Here is an 18218-nt window from a genome sequence, read left to right on the forward strand (position 1 = left end):
GGGATTTCAAACGCAATTTTTTTCAATATCAGAGACTTTTTCTTCCATTACCTTCAGCGACCTAAATACCTTACCGCTGAATCCACACAAAACCGGAACTTCTGACCCTATTTTTTTTATTTTAATATAATTAAATACTGCACCTCATGCTGCCTTAAAGAATAATTTTCAAACACTCTAAAAAAGAGTTTCGTACGACCTGATAGAGGACTTTCTTCTAGCGATTGCGGCGCTTGTAGATGGGGGAGGGAATGCAGTTCAAGAGAGGTGTCACTTCAATTCCCGGAATAACCCCTGAAAAAAATCGATGAAATTTTTGATTTTGTTTGCTTGGATATAATAAAAACAAAGCTAAGCATTGTGAGAGCTGAAAAGCTACCTTTAACCGATAGTATCTCCCAAAGTGACCATTGGCTTGAGTGAGTGAAGGCAACTAATGCGCAGGCCGGGATAATAAAGAGCATCATTAGAGAAATCATTTGAATCAAAGGCCATTTCATCGCCAGTGTTTTTTTCGATACTGCGTAATTCATCAAAAGTTCTATAAGCGAAGCGACAAGACCTGCAATCGCAACTCCAAAAATTCCAAAATGCGGAGCTAATTGAACCGATAAAACAACGAGTAAAATTAAACTGCAAACTGAAATCCATATGAGTTGGTGTACTTTATTTTTGTTAAATAAAATACTACACACTACAAAAAGGCTAATGCCTTGTACCATAAATTTTATTGTGAGCAATAGTGTGATTTTCCATGCATCATGATAAGCATTGCTTGTCAGTAACGTGATAATTTCAGGCGCCCACACAATCATATTTGCACCAGCCAGTGCAATCACTATTATGGATGTTAATGATAATTGACGTACCGCATAGAACGCTCTTGTAGACTGCTCATTAAATTTAGCGAAGATATGAGGACGAATAGAAAAACTGAGTGCATTCACGAACATTAGCATCGCCGAAGCCATGGTGGATCCAACGGTATAAATTCCAGCAAAAAATTTACCTAGAAGTATCACGATCAAAAGTCGATCAGCTAATGTGTTGAGCGTTGTAAAACTAAAATGTGGAAGTACTTTGATCGAATAAGCTAATACCTCTTTTATAAGTGTTGAATTCATTGACCACTTAAGCTTTTGGAGATTTGTTATAAAAAATGCGATAAAGCCAATAATGGGCATAATAGCGAAAGCAAGTAGTGCGCCGTTTAGTGCCCATCCAAATAAACCTATAAAGAGTAGATTCATGACACAATAACTGACAGACATGAAAGTGATTGCAATAGCATAACGGTAGGGTTGGTGAATCATTCTTAAAAATTCACAGCACATTAAAACGATTCCCATCCCGATGGCATGAGTAATAACCGTCATTATTGTCGTTAAATTAACGTCGGTAGAATGCCAAGGAATCGGTAAAAAAGAGGTCGCTAGAAGTAAAACGATTCCAGTGAGCACACCTGAAATTAAGCTTAGCCACAATAAGGTCGTCCATAAAATAGCTATTTTTTCTGGGTTATTTTTAGCATCGCTGCTGAATCGCTGAGCTGCGCCAAGAAGACCTAGATTAAAAATGGGAGCGCACAGAGTTGCGACAGCGATCACAGTTGCGAGTACTCCGAATTGGTTAGGTGTTAAATAATGCGTTTGAAACGGAAGTAGAACAATTTGAATTAAGGCTTGCAATACAATCATGCTGAAATAAATCAATGTGCTGTTAACAATTTGGCGGTGCATATTAATTTCCAGCGCTATCTGAAGTCAGTATCGTATTTACGGAGCAATCCAACTGTCCATCCGATAACCGAATGCGTATTTGATCGCCGGCTTTTAGACTCTGAGTTGATTTGACGATTTTATTTTGTTGGGTCGCAATCGCATAGCCGCGACCTAAGGTATTCAACGGACTCACCGCATTGAGTGCGCGGCTCGAATTTTCTAACTGAAGTTGTTTATTGCAGATTAAATGTTGAATTGAAGTATGAAAGCGATCAGAAAGTGTTTGACACAAAATTTGCTGAGATTTCAGTGTGTATGAGGGATTTTGTTGTTGCAAACGAGCCTTGATGTGATTCAGTGATTGAATCGATCGGTGAATAATAGTTTGCCATGATGAGAGTAAGCGTTGCTCTAAATGATCACAATGTTGTGTTCGTTCACGAATAATTTGTCCAGGGTGTTTAAGTCGTTTGCGTAAATGCATAACATTTAAATTGGCATGATTTAAAAATGTCCGCCAATTTTGTTGAAGCCTAGATGCATATTGATCTACTTTATGCTGCCATTCTTGTCGATCGGGTGACACTAATTCAGCAGCAGCAGTGGGTGTGGCTGCACGTTGATCTGCCACATAATCTGCTATGGTGGTATCAATTTCGTGACCCACGGCGCTCACAATGGGTATTGTGCTATCAAAAATTGCACGCGCGACAATTTCTTCGTTAAAAGACCACAGATCTTCGAGTGAACCACCTCCGCGTCCAACAATCAGCACATCACAATCAGCACGTTTATTCGCTTTTCTGATCGCTTGAACGATTTGAGCGGGTGCTTCGTTTCCTTGCACAGCGGTAGGATAAATAATAATCGGAATCGAGGGAAAACGTCTTTTTAATACACTGATAATATCACGGATTGCTGCGCCTGTCGGGGAAGTAACAACACCAATACACGTCGGTAATTTGGGCAAGGATTTTTTATGAGCGCTATCAAATAATCCTTCAGCGAGCAGTTTTTTCTTGAGTGCTTCAAATGCGCGTTGTAGTGCTCCATTTCCTGCTTCTTCAATTTTCTCAACGATCAACTGAAATTCACCGCGACCTTCATACAAACTTACTCGCGCTTGAACGCGAACAAGCAGTCCATTTTCAGGTGTAAAGCTGAGACCACGACTTCGCTGTTTAAATAATGCACATCGAACTTGTGCTGTTTCATCTTTGAGCGAGAAATACATATGTCCAGAACTAGGACAGGCCAAATTAGAAATCTCTCCTTCGACCCAAATCAGGGAAAAGGTTTCTTCTAAAACAACCTTCGCTAAACGATTAAGCCCAGAAACGCTGTAAATTTCGACATCAGATTCGGACTCTAGGGATTCAGAAAAACTCATAAAACCAACATTCCTGCATAAAGATTTATCGAGCAATCCTACGGTGGTTAAGCTTCCAAAGTCAACAAACTCAAGCTTGAGTGTTGAAGAACGTCCTACTGTGGCCCAAAATAGCTCGAGAATTGGTGCTGATTAAGCCAGTATGCCCAAACCTTTAGTAGCTACCAAATTAAGCAACTTCAATGAAGTGCCTCTTGGGTGCTTATCGCCTTGTTCCCACTGTCGAACTGTCGATAGTGAGGTATTTAAAAATTTAGCGAAAATTGCTTGGCTGACTTTTTCGCGAAGTCGGATACGCTTAATTTCTCTTGCAGTTAATTCCCTGATCTGCGGCAAGCATAACGCATCGTATTCTCGCATTGTAGTAGCATCAATAACTCCGGCATCATACAGCCCTGTCGCCATTTCATGCGCAGTTTCTAACATTCTTTTATTCATTGCCTTCTTTTTGGCCATCATCTCACCTCTAATAATTCCTCGATCTGAATCAATCGATTTATTCCTTCGTCCGTAGCATTTAAATAATCTTTGGCTAAACGTTTAAAGATCTGTTTTTCTACAATCCCGATGTTGGATCACTCATTTTTCGCAAATCCAAAAACAAAAATAGAACGATCACCTCCATTAAAAGCCACTAAGGTACGATAAGCGCCCCGCTTACCTTGCCCAGCACGTGCAACACGCTTTTTGTATAAACCACCACCTAAATAAGCGTCGAATAGGCCGTTTGCTATTTCTTGAGCGGCCTTTTTCAACGTTCCATCCGAAATATCCTCGTGTTTGGCCCATTGGCTAAAACGTTTATGTTTAAAAATCCTCATGAAATGCTTAACTCTTAATTGTACCACTTAGTGGTGTGTTGTCAATACTAGCAGTTGAGATCGTTATTTTACTGGCTGAGTAAAAGAGAAAATACTCGTGTTTATTTCTAACTCAGCGTTGTTGAGCAGAAGCTCAAGAAAATAATTAGAGGAGTGATCAAGATTAAGTGAGTGGCGAGTCTAAGATTGATGTATTTTGCCAGTACGAGATAGAGTAGGAATCTCTACTATAATGTTATCTGAGGAGTTGAAATCTTCGAACAAGACTGTTCCTATGCATAGGAGAAAATATCATGGTGAATAAGCGGTATGTTGTATTTCAAGTTAAATGGACTCGAATCAATCCTTATTATAACGGTGTTCCAACAGAGTTCGATGACGAATTAAGTGCAATGAATTACATGAAAAATACTAATACTCATACGATGGGGCAATATATGCTTGTAGATTTTGGGCAACCGGGGAATCATGAAGGCAAGGCAATTGATATCAACTTCTAATATGCAGTGATATCATAATGAGGCTTTTTAAAATGACAGATGATAAATCATGTCTTTAATAAGTCGATGCCCGATTGAAATTAAAAAAAATTAGTTATGTCGTTTTGTATTTTATATAATAGATTTATTGGAGTAAGCATCATGGCTTCAAAAGATGATGAATTAGGGTTCACGGATAGCTTGGGTAATGAGGTGGAATTTAGCATATCGGCATCAAAAATGTTGCGGGAAAAGGATAGTGGGAGATGGGATTCTTTTCTAAATGATTCAAAAATAAAAAAAGCGATTTCGATTGAGAAAGATATTAATAGACCATCTTCTGAAACTAAGCTTATTAAAGCTGCTTTGTTTGAAGTTAGGATTGCCTATGCACTGTCACAACTTAATTTACCTATCCAATATGAGTATTCAACGAATATGGGCAACACTAAAGTTGACTTCATGCTCAGTAATACTAACAAATGGTTAATTGAGCTCACTAGTCTTCGGGAGGGTGAAGAAGTAAAAAAAGCAACTCATAAACAGGGCGATACATATTCATTTTTGTCAATGTCTGAACCAGATAAGAATTCACCTGAAGTTGTAGATATTATCAGAGCGCAAAGAGCACTCTGTTCGAAGGTTTCTGATAAAAATGGAAACCCTATTAAATTTCCAGAATGTATGTCAAATCAATATCACATGATAATCATTGACATGCGCTCTTTTAGCTGGGGAGATCCAGATGTGTGGGATTTTGTAAATATTGCTTATGGGAGTAAATGTTTACTTGATGTTGATCAAGGATTTCTTTGTAGGGCGTGGTTGGAAAATAATAGGCGCGAGTGGGTTAAGGGGGTTTTTGAAAAAAATCACCCTGAAGAAAAATGTAAATTTATTCGTGAACGTATCCATGCAGTAGGATTCATTGCAGAAAAAGTGTATAATGAGCAAGAATTTCTTAAAGAGTTGAAAATATTTTGGAATCCTCACCTATTTGATTCAAAGGAAACATTTCGTTCCATTTTACCCTATGGATTAAAAAATTGTGATGTTATTTAGTGGCAAAGTACTAAGTCTTGAAGAAGTGGCTTTTTCAAACAACCAATAACACTAGTGGATCAGCCAATAACTTCCATTGCAATACACATCAAATAATACTATAGCATCTGACCAAAGTGATATTACGGGGAGCTACCTATGATGGCACATGATTTCAAGTTGCGTGGAATAACAGATCCTGTATTTGCATTGTTAAAAAGAGTATCGGCTAAGCAAAAAATTAGTATCAATACTTAATTACAAGGATGATTGAGCAATCATTAGGATATAATTACGAAAATAAGCGGCCAACCTATCATGATCTAGACAGCTTAGTGGGAACATGGTCAAAGAAAGACGCCACTGAATTCAAGAAAAACACTGTGTTTTTCGAAAAAATTGACAACGAACTTTGGTCATGAACTCTATACTCTAAATGGGTTATATTTAGTGGCATTTTAACCTGATTTATGCGATACTATTAAGTTATAGGAAGGGGTCAGACCTTTGCTTGATGCGTACTTAGCCTAAGTATGGTTCAAGCAAAGATCTGACCCCTTTCCAAATCAATTGAATTTGTGGGGGTAGCGATGCGAATTTTAGAACAGGCCTTAACATTTGACGATGTGTTGCTGGTGCCTGGTCATTCGACGGTACTGCCTAAAGATGTAGATCTGAGCACCCGATTGACCACAGGTATTACTCTCAATATCCCTATCGTTTCAGCGGCCATGGACACGGTGACCGAGGCGAAGCTGGCCATTGCCATCGCTCAAGAAGGGGGCATCGGTATTCTCCATAAGAGCATGTCCATCGAACAGCAAGCTCAAGAAGTCCGTCGAGTGAAAAAGTTTGAAAGCGGTATTGTCAAAGACCCTATCACCGTATCACCGAATACCACAGTCCAAGAATTATTAGAATTAACGCGTGCGTATAATATTTCAGGAATGCCGGTTGTTGATGGCGACAAATTAGTCGGAATTATTACCAATCGAGATGTGCGTTTTGCAACCGATTTATCGCAACCTGTTTCATCATTAATGACTCATAAATCAAAACTCGTCACTGTGCAAGAAGGTGCAAGTCGCGAAGAAATTATTCATCTATTACACAAACATCGCATCGAAAAAATTCTGATTGTAAAAGGTGATTTTCAATTAGGCGGAATGGTAACCGTTAAAGATATTATGAAAGCAAAAGAAAAACCGCTGGCCTGTAAGGATGAAGCGGGACGTTTACGAGTGGGCGCTGCTGTTGGAACTCGAAAAGAGACTGACGAACGAGTCGCTGCACTAGTGGAAGTTGGTGTTGATGTTATTGTTGTTGATACTGCGCACGGACATTCACAAGGTGTTTTAGATCGTGTGAGTTGGATTAAAAAACATTACCCTGATATTCAAGTCATTGGTGGAAATATTGCAACCGCGGATGCGGCTATAGCAATGAAAAAAGCCGGGGCCGATGCAGTAAAAGTAGGAATTGGACCAGGATCAATTTGCACAACACGAATTATCGCGGGTGTTGGTGTGCCACAAATTTCTGCTATCGCCAATGTTGCTGAGGCATTAAAACGTTCGGGTTTACCTGTTATCGCTGATGGTGGGATTCGTTATTCCGGTGATTTAAGTAAAGCGATTGCAGCCGGCGCCCACAGCGTAATGATTGGAAGCATGTTTGCCGGGACTGAAGAAGCGCCCGGTGAAGTGGTATTGTTCCAAGGTCGATCGTATAAATCCTATCGTGGAATGGGTTCAGTCGGTGCGATGACGGGTGGATTTGGTTCTAGCGATCGATATTTTCAAGACAGTGAAATTGAAATGGAAAAATTAGTGCCTGAAGGAATTGAAGGGCGCGTTGCATATAAAGGAACCCTCGTTGCAGTCACGCATCAATTAGTCGGCGGACTTCGTGCTAGCATGGGTTACACGGGTTGTCATAATGTTGAAGAGATGCGCACTAAATCTCAATTTGTTCGAATTACAACAGCAGGTATGCGAGAAAGTCACGTGCATGATGTCGTTATCACTAAAGAGCCTCCCAATTATTCTATCCAAAATAAATAGGAAAAAGATTCGTGGAATTTGATATTCATAGTGAAAGACTTTTAATTCTTGATTTTGGATCACAATATACACAATTAATTGCTCGACGAGTTCGGGAAATTGGCGTGTATTGTGAAATTATGCCGTTTGATGTTGATCCTCAAATAATAGAAAAATTTCAACCCAAAGGAATTATTTTATCGGGTGGTCCAGAAACGGTTCTCGAAGAATCCACACCGCGTGCGCCACAATGTGTTTTTGAATTAGGTGTTCCTGTTTTGGGAATTTGTTATGGCATGCAGACGATGGCAGCACAATTGGGCGGCGAAGTTGAATCGCCTGCGCATCGAGAATTTGGTTACGCACAAGTTCGAACTCGTAAACAGTCTGTTTTGCTTTCTGGAATTGAAGATCAAATCCAGGAAAATGATGCATTATTAGATGTGTGGATGAGTCACGGCGATCGCGTGAATGTAACACCGCGAGGATTCATTACCATTGCAGAAACATCTTCCTGCCCAATTACAGCGATGGAAGATTCAGGGCGACATTTTTATGGGTTACAATTTCATCCAGAAGTCACTCATACTCGACAAGGCCAACGAATATTAACGCGTTTTGTGCGAGAAATTTGTGGTTGTGAAGCACTGTGGACGGCCTCGCACATTATTGCTAATAGTATTGAACGCATCCAAAAACAAGTGGGTTCTGATCAAGTTATTTTAGGATTATCCGGTGGCGTAGATTCTTCAGTCGTTGCTGCATTATTGCATCGTGCGATTGGTAAGCAGCTAACCTGCGTTTTTGTTGATACTGGATTACTTCGATTGCACGAAGGTGATCAGGTAATGTCCGTTATGCAAAATCATTTTGGTATCAAAGTGATTCGAGTAAATGCTGAAAAACAATTTTTATCTGAATTAATAGGGCAGGATGACCCTGAAATTAAACGGAAAATTATTGGAAAAGAATTTATTAAGATATTTGAGATAGAGGCCTCAAAAATTGCCGATGCGAAATGGCTGGCGCAAGGGACTATTTATCCTGATGTGATTGAGTCTGCTGGTAGCAAAACAGGTAAGTCACACGTTATTAAATCACATCACAATGTGGGTGGGTTGCCTGATAATATGTCCTTAAGTCTTATTGAGCCTTTGCGTGAATTATTTAAAGACGAAGTGCGAAAATTAGGTTTAGAGCTAGGATTACCTTATGATATGGTTTATAGACATCCGTTCCCTGGTCCGGGATTAGGTGTGCGTATTTTAGGCGAAGTAAAAAAAGAATACGCTGATTTACTGCGCCAAGCCGATGCCATTTTTATCGAAGAGCTTCACCGAGCCGATTATTATCATAAAGTCAGTCAGGCATTTGCAGTTTTTTTACCCGTGCGTTCTGTGGGTGTAATGGGTGATGCGCGACGTTATGATTATGTGATTGCACTGCGCGCAGTAGAAACGGTAGATTTTATGACGGCCCATTGGGCGCAATTGCCCCATGAATTATTAGATAAAGTAGCTCAACGAATTATCAATGAAACCAAAGGTATTTCGCGAGTCGTCTACGATATTTCAGGAAAGCCACCGGCCACTATAGAGTGGGAATAAGTGGTGATGAGATAAAAAGATATTTTTTGTAGATACTTCTGGAGAAGAAATGCTTGATCTTGAAAAAAATTATTCTCATTCACAAGAAAATTCTAATGATGCAGATTTACAAAATATTCAATCATTCGATGAAAAATTTATGGCATGTGCACTGGAATTAGCGCATCAAGCGAGTACAAACAATGAAGTTCCTGTTGGCGCTGTCTTAGTGAAAAATAATCAAATTATCGGTGAGGGATATAATCAACCAATTTCTCTTTCTGATCCAACCGCCCATGCAGAAATTATCGCTCTTCGTTCCGCAGCCAACTCTATCGGTAATTATCGATTAGTCGATACGACTTTATATGTTACGTTAGAACCTTGCGCCATGTGCGTAGGGGCTATGATTCATGCGCGTATTCAACGATTGGTTTTTGCGGCCTCCGATCCCAAAACAGGGGCTGTCTGTTCAGTAATGAATCTTCTGGATTCGCCCATATTCAACCATAAGATCCAATGGTCACAAGGCCCCTATGATGGGGAGAGCGCTAAGCTTCTCCGGGCTTTCTTCCGAGAACGGCGCTAATTCTGTCTCATCTCTCCCACAATAATGTTTTCAAGATATTCTCATTCTGGCCAGCAAGTCATTGAAAATAGACTATAATTGTTGTAGGGAAGTTTAATTAAAGAGGTGACGCAATGAGTAACGCTGGTAGAGAGAGCGAACAAAGATCAGATGCAACTAAGTTGCAGGATGAAAAAGAACTCAAAAAATTGCAAAGAGAATATGAGCTTTTCAAAATGGTGAATGATCTTACGAAACTAGATCGTCAATTTTTAAATAGAAATTTTCTACAAATTCAGTCTATTGCAGATGTTTTTGAAAAAAAAGAGAGGATGAAGATTTTATTGGAAGTGGCGAATTTAATCGATGGAGTTCGAACTAAGGCAATTACACAACTAGCGGGTGAAGAAGAATTAAAAGCTGCTACAAAAAAAGTCGACGATATAGTTACTCCGGCAACAGAAGGAAAATCCAGGTCGCTTGAAAGTATCCGCGATGATCTTAAAGGGAGTAGCGAACATTTGAGCAAGTTAGAAGAAGAGCCTCGTAATGAACTATACGCCCAAGCAGTAGAAGCACAAATAGAGATAAAAAAAATAGAAGCTAGTGAAAAATTGGTAAAAGAGGTGGTTAAAAATGAAAAACAATCTACATCATCTGTAACACTAGATCTACCAAAAAAGGAAGACTTTGGTGTTGATTACCGAGAAAACCCAGAAAAGGCTATTCTTAATTTAGAGGAAGTGCATAAAAAGGTTATGTTATTGAAGGATACCTCAGCAGAATCTTTATCTAGATTGGAAAATTATAGAAGTGAATTAAGTCGGTTGTATGTTTATTTTCAAAATAATTTTAGTAAAGGAAAAAAAAATGACGCGATGAGAAAAAGATTCGGCAATATCGTTAGTGAAACTTCTGCTAAGCAAAAAGAGCTGATACAAGAATCGAAGGCACAAAAAGCAGAGGCTGCACTACGTGCTCAGAATCCAATGCCTGGAGTATCTCCAAAAGCGCCAGTGGTACCTCCGCCTCGCCCTCCAGTGCGAAGTGATTCAGAAGTACCCCTAAGCACGCAAATAGCAGGAAGAGTAAAAGCAGCTCAAACTTTATTAAAGTCAATTATTAATGAAGACTCACCTGAAAAATTAGGAGAGCTTAGAGAACGGGTAAATAGTCAATTAAAAGGCTTGCAAGAGTGGGAAAGTACTAATAAGAATCTGTCGAAAAATTCATTTGAATCGATTCAGAAGAAGCTTCTAGAAGCAGTTAAAATTCTTGATGAGAAAATCCAATCTTATCAAGTAAAGGCCCCTGAAGCATTAGGTGCTTTAACTACTTTTGCGACAAAAAAACATTTAGTAGTAGATAAAGATTCACAATTTATTCGAGAAAAAGTTAATGATATTAGGAAAGGAATCGAAATGAATATATTATATGAATCAAAAAGGGATGCAACTGGAAAAAAAGAACCTACGGGTGATTTTAAAACAGCTCTTGTTGCATTGAAGGAATTAGAGAATCGTCTTGAAAAAGCCGAAAAAGCGATACCTCTATTTAAAAAGGTAGCTCAGAATAGGGTGTTAAAACAGATGAAAAAAATGGTCACGGAGCAAAAAAGTGTTTTTGAAAATGCTACAAGAAATAGAGCCGTAACTATTTCGCCTCCAGTGATGAATCCACAACCAAAAATATAGCACTAAATCAATCAATTTAAACATTGGTCGGGGTGACACGAATTGAACGTGCGACCCCTGCGTCCCGAACGCAGTGCTCTACCAGGCTGAGCTACACCCCGACAAGTAAAAATTACATTATAGTAATTCTTTTCTAAAATTGCCTTTGTATCGCAAATTGTGCAAGATTTTCCAGTCCTTCACGATATGAAGACACGGGTAAATCATCAAGGTTTTGAATTGCTTGCTCGGCAAGTTGTTTGGCCCTATCCAAAGTATATTCTACGGCCTGTGTTCGTTTAATGGTGGTCAGAATGGCAGGCAAATTATCACGACTACTATTTTCGATGGCATGGCGTATACAGGAAGCGTCTGTAGCATCCGCGTGTTTCAGGGCATAGATAAGTGGCAGCGTTGTTTTGCCTTCTGCGAGATCATCCCCTGTATTTTTACCGAGCTCAGAACTGTCCCCGACATAATCTAATGCATCGTCAATCAATTGAAAAGCTATTCCCAAATCGAGGGCATAACGTCCCAAAGAGCGTCTCAATGATTCAGGAGCATGACAAATCGTTGCTGTCATTTCTGCGGCCGCTTGAAATAATCGTGCCGTTTTATCCATGATGACATCGAAATATTGAGCTTCGGTGATGTCGGCATTATTTCGATTGACGAGTTGCTTAACTTCACCTTCAGTGAGGTTGTTGGTTGTATTAGCCAATATATCGATGGCTTCAAAATTTCTTAATTGTGAGATGAGTTGAAATGTTCGAGTGGTTAAAAAATCTCCGACTAAAATGCTCGCTGAATTGCCCCAAATATCATTTGCCGTTCGATCGCCGCGTCGCAAATTAGAATTATCAATAACATCATCATGTAGTAGAGTCGCTGTGTGAATAAATTCCATAATTGCGGCAATTTTAATATGATCGTTACCTTGGTAATTCAACGCGTTTGCAACCAAGAGCACGAGCAGTGGTCGTAATCGTTTGCCGCCACTATTGATGATGTGTTTACACACTTGACCTATGAGCGGAACGTTGGAAGCCAGCTGGTCGTGTATCAGTTGATCGACGGAATTAAAGTTGTGAGCCACGAGTGCTTTAATCGACTTAATGTCGATGAGCTGATTAGAGGGTGTTTTCACTGTCATTGTGTGTCACTCGATAATAGGTAGGACAAGGTTATGGAGTGAATCTGTGCCTGTCAAGGCTAGAAAACAGAATGGATGCTCCACCCACTCAGGCCTCGCGTGAACCTCTTCCGCTCAATGGGCCATCCATGGCCCATCCCGCTATCATCCTGTTACCTATTCGCTCCAGAGGTTAACGCGAGGCCTGAGTGGGTGGTTTAGCCACTTCGTTTTTGCTTGCCCTTATTAACCCCGATAATTTTATTAGGATCGTATCGAGGTCTATCGCTAGGAAAGATTTCTGCTAGAATGGACTTATGAAGCCTTCAGTACACTATCAACAATTGATTGAGACGCGCCTTATTGAGCGTGATGAGCAGCAAATGAAATTGCTGCCGTTGCTCGATGAACTTTATACGGAACTATGTTCTCAAAACCAGCTTGGTGTGAAAGTACCTCGTAAAATTCGTCAATTTTTCGGCTGTGGACGTCCACCTAAAGGGTTGTATGTTTGGGGTGGGGTAGGAACCGGAAAAAGTTTTTTAATCGATAATTTTTTTAATTGTTTACCGTTTACCGATAAGTTGCGTATGCATTTTCACAATTTCATGGATAGTGTGCATTTTGAACTCACAGAATATCAGGGTACTGCAGACCCTTTAACGCAAGTCGCTAAAGATTTTGCAAAACGTACTCGAATTTTATGTCTTGATGAATTAATGGTTAATGATATAGCCGACGCGATGATTCTTGGAGAATTATTTAAAAAACTCATCGCTCACGAAGTATGTTTGGTTTTCACCAGCAATATTGAACCTTCGCGTTTATATGAAAAAGGTTTACAGCGTCAGCGGTTTCTGCCTGCTATCAAACTGATAGAGGAACATTCTCATATCATTAAATTAGATAGTGGATTTGATTATCGTGAACGAAACAGTGGTCACGCCCAGCATTATTTACAACCTCTAAATGAAAACACAGATGCTAAAATGCGAGAGTATTTTTTACAGTACAGCAATGGTGAAGATATTAGCGCCGGTGAAATTGAAATTCATGATCGTCATATTAAATTTATAGGGCGTGCTCACGATGTTATTTGGTTTAATTTTAGTAAGATTTGCACGGTTCCGCGTTCACAAAAAGATTATTTAGCCATTGCCAAAGATTTTAAAACGGTGATGATCAGCGATGTTGTTGCTTTAAAACCTCATGAAACAACCATAGTTCAAGATTTTATCAGTTTAATTGATGTTTTATATGACCACAAAGTTCGAGTTATTATTAGTGCTCAAGTTGGTATCGATCAACTTTATCCCCATGGGCGACTCGTATTTCCTTTTATGCGTACAATGTCGCGTTTGATGGAAATGCAGGGGCTAGATTGGGTTGTTTCTAGCGTTGCTTCAGTGAAATTGTGAAGCTCTCTCCAAATTCTGGAGCGATAAATGCGTCGGCGGGGATGTTATATTTCTTCTTTGCCGCTTCTAAATCAATGACAGGTTGCTCATAGGATTCATCACTCAAGTCGAATGTTTTAAAATGTATGCCAATACTTTTGATTGATTTGAGATCCAGATGGGCTAACACAGCTTCTTCTGGGTTGATGTGCATGGCGTTCATAAACCATCGTGGACAATAGGCACCGATAGGTAGTAGTGACAAATTCATTGCGCCAAATCGTTCCTGGATGGTTTTAAAATGTGGAGCATATCCAGTGTCACCCGCGAAGAAAAGATTTGCATTTTCAATTTGTAGAACATAACCTCCCCACAGCGTTGTATCGTGATCTAACAGTCCTCTTCTCGATGTATGTTGTGCGGGAACAAAAGTGATAATGGCATTGCCGATTTGAAGGGGTTGCCACCAATCCAGCGATTTAATATTTTCAGTGATGCCAAATGATTTTAAATGAACGTCATTACCCAAGCCCACTAAGAAAAGAGGTCTGTGGTCATGAAAAAGTTTTATTAGAGTGCGCCGATCCATGTGGTCATAATGATCGTGCGAGATGATTACCACGTCTATTGGTGGAAGTTTATCATACGCAATGCCAGGTTCGTGAACGCGATAAGGACCAATCCAATTGAAGGGACTTGCGCGATCGCTGTAGTGTGGGTCCGTGAGAATATTGATTTTACCTGTTTGGATAAGACAGCTGCTGTGATTGATAAAAGTTACTATGCACTGACCCTCAGCAGGACTCGGTAAGATAGGATTTGAAGAGTGAATGAGTTCAGTTGGCCAAGCTGAAGTCTTACGTGTTAGCAACCATTTAAGTACGGCCCACGGAGTTTGTGAACGCACATTTGTCTCATTATAAAATCGTCTGCCATCAAAATGATTACTCTTGGGGCCAAAATAACGTCTATAAGTTTTATATCTGATTAACAGCATACTGAGTGTTAGAAGAAATAGGCCAAGAATAACGAAGGTCATTTTGCTAAGCTTCCAATTTATTTGAAGAAAGTGAACATATCCTGAATATAGATGATATCATAGCTATGGAAGCTATACATACTGCTATTGTAAATGAATACTAGTGTTTGGTTCGAGATGAGTGGTTTAAAGTTACTCTAAGAGTAATTTTGCGATTGCGGTGGGAGCGGTTTCGGTGAGTTCTAATTCTGCCAAGTTATGAGTCACATCTGGTTTAGCTTGAAAGAAATCTGAGATTGTTCCGGAAAACCAACGTTCAGGTAGATACGGCGTGCTGGATTTAACATGAAAATAGCTTGGTTTACCCACTAAAGCCGATTCATTTAATAAGGCTCCCGGTACAGATTGAGCAACTCTGTCTGCAGCTAAGGCCATATCAGAACCTGAAATATTTCCAAGTAAAATGCAACAATGCTCTTTGAGGGATGGGTTTATCAATCTTTTTTGCATTGTCTCTGTTAATACTATTTTAAGTTGAGATGATGATTCTGAATATTTTTCATAAATGGAAAATAATGATTGTAAATAAAGATCGGGATCTTTAATTCCAGGATGTAATCCAAATCGAATTTGAAATTGGGGATATTTTCCTGTCGATAATTCTTGAAGTAATGCGTCGAGAAAAAGAGTATCCACTTCAATTGCCTGTGTTGTTCCCGATATAAAAGTGAAATCTTCTTTTTCGTCGACGAGTAGAGATTTTTTAATCGCCTCTTTGTTGCACACAGCAGGATTTTGCGCTCGATCAATGCATAGATGGCCAATAGTTTTGACTATTGCATTGGAATCTATATCGTGAAAATCAGGTATGGAAGATTTTAAAGGAGCTGCAAAAACCACGTTCTGTTTTGATGCAAGCTCAGGTACATAATTCCAGAAAAAATGTTTTGCAGGTTTAAACATAAATTCGTAGGCGATTGTACATGGAACAGCGAGCGACCCTGCGATTTGAAAAGGAATTTCTTCGTCTATAGCAGAAGTGACTCCAATAAATGCTCTTTGAATGTTCTTCTCTAAAATAAATTTATTTACCAATTGCAGTTCAGCACTGGAAATTTTCTTTTTCGTTAATGCGTCAGGTTGCTGAATGATTTTATCGAGTGACGTGATTTTAATCTGAGGGTTAGAGTTTAAATCTGCGAGTCGATTTGCAGCTGCAGTTGCGACTGGAATCATAAAAATAGGGTCTTTTATTCCAAGCTCGAGCAGTCTCATGATGGTTGCTTTGGCAAGGTCGGTGTCACCGACACTGCTAACGATAAACGCAATTTTTGTTTCAATTGATGAGTCGGCTATAGATAATTTTTTCATACGGTCATCATCGGGCTAAAAATGTTATCAATCTATAAAATTGTACAGAAAGTGAGGAAAATGTCAAGCTATTCACAAAGGTATAGCAATAGTTTTGCGGCCAGAAATTGTCCTACTGTATGAAGTGGGCATAACTACATTCTATGGGAAGAATGGCTTGACGGGAGGGTGGGAATCCCTTATGCTCTCCAGCTTTGTCGAATTTCTCGGAGAAATACAATGTACGCGGTTATTGCTAGCGGTGGAAAACAGTATAGAGTCAGTGAGGGCCAAGTGCTCAAGCTGGAGACTTTGCCCAGTGAAGTAGGGGGCAAGGTAGAGTTTGATCATGTCATGTTGATTGCTGACGGGGCTGATATCAATGTCGGTGCTCCTTATATCGCTGGTGCCAAGGTGGCAGCTGAAGTCGTTGAGCACGGCCGTGGTGACAAGATCAGGATCATTAAGTTTAGACGTCGAAAGCACCATATGAAGAAGATGGGGCATCGTCAGAATTATACTGCAGTGAAGATCACCCAGATTGGGATCGGTGGATCTGCTAAGAAAGCAACGGCCAAGAAAAAGGCTGACGCTGCATCAACTGAGGAGTAAGTAAATGGCTCATAAGAAGGCGGGTGGTAGTGTCAAAAACGGACGCGATTCCAAACCGAAGTACCTTGGTGTTAAGAAATTTGGTGGTGAAGAAGTCATTGCTGGTAATATTATTGTTCGTCAGCGTGGGACTCAGTTTCATGCAGGATTGAATGTTGGATTAGGTCGAGATCACACAATATTTTCTTTGAAAGATGGTGTTGTGAAATTTCGTAAAAGAGGCCAGCGTCAATTTGTTGATGTTGTTGTTGGTGAGGCGGCCGCTTAAAAAGCCTTAAGTATTTTTTAAAGCCTCGACAAAGTTCGGGGCTTTTTTTTTGATGTTTTAATGTTATGTCGATTGAAGTAGATTTGTAATTATGAAATTCGTAGATGAAGTGACAATTTGGGTCGATGCCGGAAATGGTGGTAATGGTTGCTGTAGTTTTAGGCGTGAAAAATTTATTCCGCGTGGTGGGCCTGATGGAGGCGACGGCGGAGATGGTGGAAGTATTTTTCTGGTTGCTAATCCCAATTTAAATACATTAGTTGATTTTCGTCATAAGCGTCATTATCGAGCTCAACGAGGTGATGATGGCGCGGGTGAATTACGCCGAGGAAAAAGTGGTGAGGATTTAATAGTTTATGTGCCTCCGGGAACATTAATTTATGACGCAGAAACCTTGGAATTAATTGGAGATTTAAATCAACCGAATGCGCAATTATGTGTAGCAAAAGGTGGATTTCATGGTTTAGGAAATGCTCGCTATAAAAGTAGTGTGAATCGGGCGCCGCGACAAACTTCTCAGGGAACTTTGGGTGAGAAGAGAATGTTGCGTTTAGAATTACGCGTTTTAGCTGATGTTGGTCTATTAGGATTACCTAATGCAGGAAAATCGACATTCATTCGTGCAGTTTCTGCTGCGAAACCGAAAGTAGCGGATTATCCTTTTACAACGTTACATCCAAATTTAGGTGTGGTGAGTGTAGATCTTGGAAAAAGTTTTGTAATTGCTGATATTCCTGGTTTAGTCGAAGGTGCTGCAGAGGGCGTCGGATTAGGAATTACTTTTTTGCGTCATCTTGCGCGTACAAAAGTCTTGTTACATATTGTTGATGTAATGCCAGTGGATGGGAGTGATCCTGTAGAAGCTGTGAAAATAATTTGGAATGAATTGAAACACTATGACGAACAATTAATGCAAAAACCTCTATGGTTGGTGTTAAATAAAGTGGATTTAATCCCACAAGAAGAACGAGAGTCGCATTGTAAATCAATCTTAAAACGCCTCAAATGGAAAGGACCTGTTTATCAAATATCCGCATTGAGTAAAATGGGAACGCGTGAAATGTGCTATGAATTGCAGCATTTTTTGGATGAGAATCAGGTCGAATTGTAGGGAAGGGAGCATGTCCCTTCTCGTCCAACGGGGAGGAGAGATGTTGAA

At 39.8% G+C, this 18218-nt stretch carries 17 protein-coding genes and 1 tRNA gene; 10 read left to right on the forward strand and 8 right to left on the reverse strand.

Features of this window, described 5'->3' with window-relative positions:
- Positions 1-275 precede the first annotated feature (275 nt).
- From K2X50_04780 to K2X50_04795, 4 genes are all read right to left on the reverse strand, one after another.
- Positions 276-1739, reverse strand: a complete 1464-nt coding sequence (locus K2X50_04780) for an oligosaccharide flippase family protein (protein MBX9586554.1) — start codon at positions 1737-1739, stop codon at positions 276-278.
- Between the two features lies 1 nt (position 1740).
- Positions 1741-3111, reverse strand: a complete 1371-nt coding sequence (gene xseA, locus K2X50_04785; protein ID MBX9586555.1) for an exodeoxyribonuclease VII large subunit — start codon at positions 3109-3111, stop codon at positions 1741-1743.
- 132 nt (positions 3112-3243) lie between these two features.
- On the reverse strand, positions 3244-3549 hold the full coding sequence (locus K2X50_04790; protein MBX9586556.1) for a DNA-binding transcriptional regulator: 306 nt from the start codon (positions 3547-3549) through the stop codon (positions 3244-3246).
- 137 nt (positions 3550-3686) lie between these two features.
- Positions 3687-3932 carry a type II toxin-antitoxin system RelE/ParE family toxin gene (locus K2X50_04795; protein ID MBX9586557.1) on the reverse strand — a complete coding sequence of 82 codons (246 nt, stop codon included), beginning with the start codon at positions 3930-3932 and terminating at the stop codon, positions 3687-3689.
- A gap of 293 nt (positions 3933-4225) precedes the next feature.
- Here K2X50_04795 and K2X50_04800 point away from each other — a divergent pair, with 293 nt between their 5' ends.
- The 6 genes from K2X50_04800 (at position 4226) to K2X50_04825 (ending at position 11342) form a co-directional block, all read left to right on the forward strand.
- Positions 4226-4432 carry a hypothetical protein gene (locus tag K2X50_04800; GenBank protein ID MBX9586558.1) on the forward strand — a complete coding sequence of 69 codons (207 nt, stop codon included), beginning with the start codon at positions 4226-4228 and terminating at the stop codon, positions 4430-4432.
- 141 nt (positions 4433-4573) lie between these two features.
- Positions 4574-5473 carry a hypothetical protein gene (locus K2X50_04805; protein ID MBX9586559.1) on the forward strand — a complete coding sequence of 300 codons (900 nt, stop codon included), beginning with the start codon at positions 4574-4576 and terminating at the stop codon, positions 5471-5473.
- Between the two features lie 569 nt (positions 5474-6042).
- The gene (gene guaB / locus K2X50_04810; protein ID MBX9586560.1) at positions 6043-7515 is read left to right on the forward strand and encodes an IMP dehydrogenase; all 1473 of its coding nucleotides are present in this window, start codon (positions 6043-6045) and stop codon (positions 7513-7515) included.
- Positions 7516-7526: 11 nt separating this feature from the next.
- The gene (guaA, locus tag K2X50_04815; protein MBX9586561.1) at positions 7527-9101 is read left to right on the forward strand and encodes a glutamine-hydrolyzing GMP synthase; all 1575 of its coding nucleotides are present in this window, start codon (positions 7527-7529) and stop codon (positions 9099-9101) included.
- A gap of 139 nt (positions 9102-9240) precedes the next feature.
- Positions 9241-9669: a tRNA adenosine(34) deaminase TadA gene (gene tadA, locus K2X50_04820; protein ID MBX9586562.1), complete on the forward strand. Its 429-nt coding sequence runs from the start codon at positions 9241-9243 to the stop codon at positions 9667-9669.
- A 113-nt stretch (positions 9670-9782) separates the two neighbouring features.
- A complete protein-coding gene (locus K2X50_04825) occupies positions 9783-11342 on the forward strand; it encodes a hypothetical protein (GenBank protein ID MBX9586563.1) in 1560 nt (519 codons plus the stop codon).
- Between the two features lie 24 nt (positions 11343-11366).
- Here K2X50_04825 and K2X50_04830 read toward each other — a convergent pair.
- Positions 11367-11443 (reverse strand) — tRNA-Pro (locus K2X50_04830).
- A 32-nt stretch (positions 11444-11475) separates the two neighbouring features.
- On the reverse strand, positions 11476-12444 hold the full coding sequence (locus K2X50_04835) for a polyprenyl synthetase family protein (GenBank protein MBX9586564.1): 969 nt from the start codon (positions 12442-12444) through the stop codon (positions 11476-11478).
- A gap of 326 nt (positions 12445-12770) precedes the next feature.
- Between K2X50_04835 and K2X50_04840 the strand changes: the two genes are divergently transcribed.
- Positions 12771-13871 (forward strand): AFG1 family ATPase, encoded by a 1101-nt coding sequence (locus K2X50_04840; GenBank protein ID MBX9586565.1) that lies wholly within the window; start codon positions 12771-12773, stop codon positions 13869-13871.
- On the opposite strand, the gene K2X50_04845 is transcribed toward K2X50_04840, so the two are convergent.
- Positions 13846-14889, reverse strand: a complete 1044-nt coding sequence (locus K2X50_04845; protein ID MBX9586566.1) for an MBL fold metallo-hydrolase — start codon at positions 14887-14889, stop codon at positions 13846-13848. The two genes, K2X50_04840 and K2X50_04845, sit on opposite strands and share 26 nt — an antisense overlap.
- A 132-nt stretch (positions 14890-15021) precedes the next feature.
- Positions 15022-16200 (reverse strand): hypothetical protein, encoded by a 1179-nt coding sequence (locus K2X50_04850; GenBank protein ID MBX9586567.1) that lies wholly within the window; start codon positions 16198-16200, stop codon positions 15022-15024.
- Between the two features lie 219 nt (positions 16201-16419).
- Between K2X50_04850 and rplU the strand changes: the two genes are divergently transcribed.
- The 3 genes from rplU (at position 16420) to cgtA (ending at position 18170) form a co-directional block, all read left to right on the forward strand.
- Positions 16420-16791, forward strand: a complete 372-nt coding sequence (gene rplU, locus K2X50_04855) for a 50S ribosomal protein L21 (GenBank protein MBX9586568.1) — start codon at positions 16420-16422, stop codon at positions 16789-16791.
- 4 nt (positions 16792-16795) lie between these two features.
- Entirely contained in the window at positions 16796-17059 is a 264-nt protein-coding gene (gene rpmA, locus K2X50_04860; protein MBX9586569.1) for a 50S ribosomal protein L27, read from the forward strand.
- Between the two features lie 91 nt (positions 17060-17150).
- Positions 17151-18170, forward strand: coding sequence for an Obg family GTPase CgtA (gene cgtA, locus K2X50_04865; protein MBX9586570.1), 1020 nt, complete (start codon positions 17151-17153; stop codon positions 18168-18170).
- The last annotated feature ends 48 nt before the right edge of the window (positions 18171-18218 follow it).

The sequence above is a fragment of the Gammaproteobacteria bacterium genome, from assembly GCA_019748175.1.
In the GTDB taxonomy this organism is placed as follows: domain Bacteria; phylum Pseudomonadota; class Gammaproteobacteria; order JAIEPX01; family JAIEPX01; genus JAIEPX01.

Excerpts from the sequence above, each read along its gene's own strand:
- K2X50_04840 (MBX9586565.1), top strand. The coding sequence starts at position 12,771 with ATGAAGCCTTCAGTACACTATCAACAATTGATTGAGACGCGCCTTATT.
- K2X50_04800 (MBX9586558.1), top strand. The coding sequence starts at position 4,226 with ATGGTGAATAAGCGGTATGTTGTATTTCAAGTTAAATGGACTCGAATC.
- rplU (MBX9586568.1), top strand. The coding sequence starts at position 16,420 with ATGTACGCGGTTATTGCTAGCGGTGGAAAACAGTATAGAGTCAGTGAG.
- K2X50_04845 (MBX9586566.1), bottom strand. The coding sequence starts at position 14,889 with ATGACCTTCGTTATTCTTGGCCTATTTCTTCTAACACTCAGTATGCTG.
- K2X50_04795 (MBX9586557.1), bottom strand. The coding sequence starts at position 3,932 with ATGAGGATTTTTAAACATAAACGTTTTAGCCAATGGGCCAAACACGAG.
- K2X50_04780 (MBX9586554.1), bottom strand. The coding sequence starts at position 1,739 with ATGCACCGCCAAATTGTTAACAGCACATTGATTTATTTCAGCATGATT.
- K2X50_04850 (MBX9586567.1), bottom strand. The coding sequence starts at position 16,200 with ATGAAAAAATTATCTATAGCCGACTCATCAATTGAAACAAAAATTGCG.
- guaB (MBX9586560.1), top strand. The coding sequence starts at position 6,043 with ATGCGAATTTTAGAACAGGCCTTAACATTTGACGATGTGTTGCTGGTG.
- K2X50_04790 (MBX9586556.1), bottom strand. The coding sequence starts at position 3,549 with ATGAATAAAAGAATGTTAGAAACTGCGCATGAAATGGCGACAGGGCTG.
- K2X50_04805 (MBX9586559.1), top strand. The coding sequence starts at position 4,574 with ATGGCTTCAAAAGATGATGAATTAGGGTTCACGGATAGCTTGGGTAAT.
- rpmA (MBX9586569.1), top strand. The coding sequence starts at position 16,796 with ATGGCTCATAAGAAGGCGGGTGGTAGTGTCAAAAACGGACGCGATTCC.
- cgtA (MBX9586570.1), top strand. The coding sequence starts at position 17,151 with ATGAAATTCGTAGATGAAGTGACAATTTGGGTCGATGCCGGAAATGGT.
- xseA (MBX9586555.1), bottom strand. The coding sequence starts at position 3,111 with ATGAGTTTTTCTGAATCCCTAGAGTCCGAATCTGATGTCGAAATTTAC.
- K2X50_04825 (MBX9586563.1), top strand. The coding sequence starts at position 9,783 with ATGAGTAACGCTGGTAGAGAGAGCGAACAAAGATCAGATGCAACTAAG.
- tadA (MBX9586562.1), top strand. The coding sequence starts at position 9,241 with ATGGCATGTGCACTGGAATTAGCGCATCAAGCGAGTACAAACAATGAA.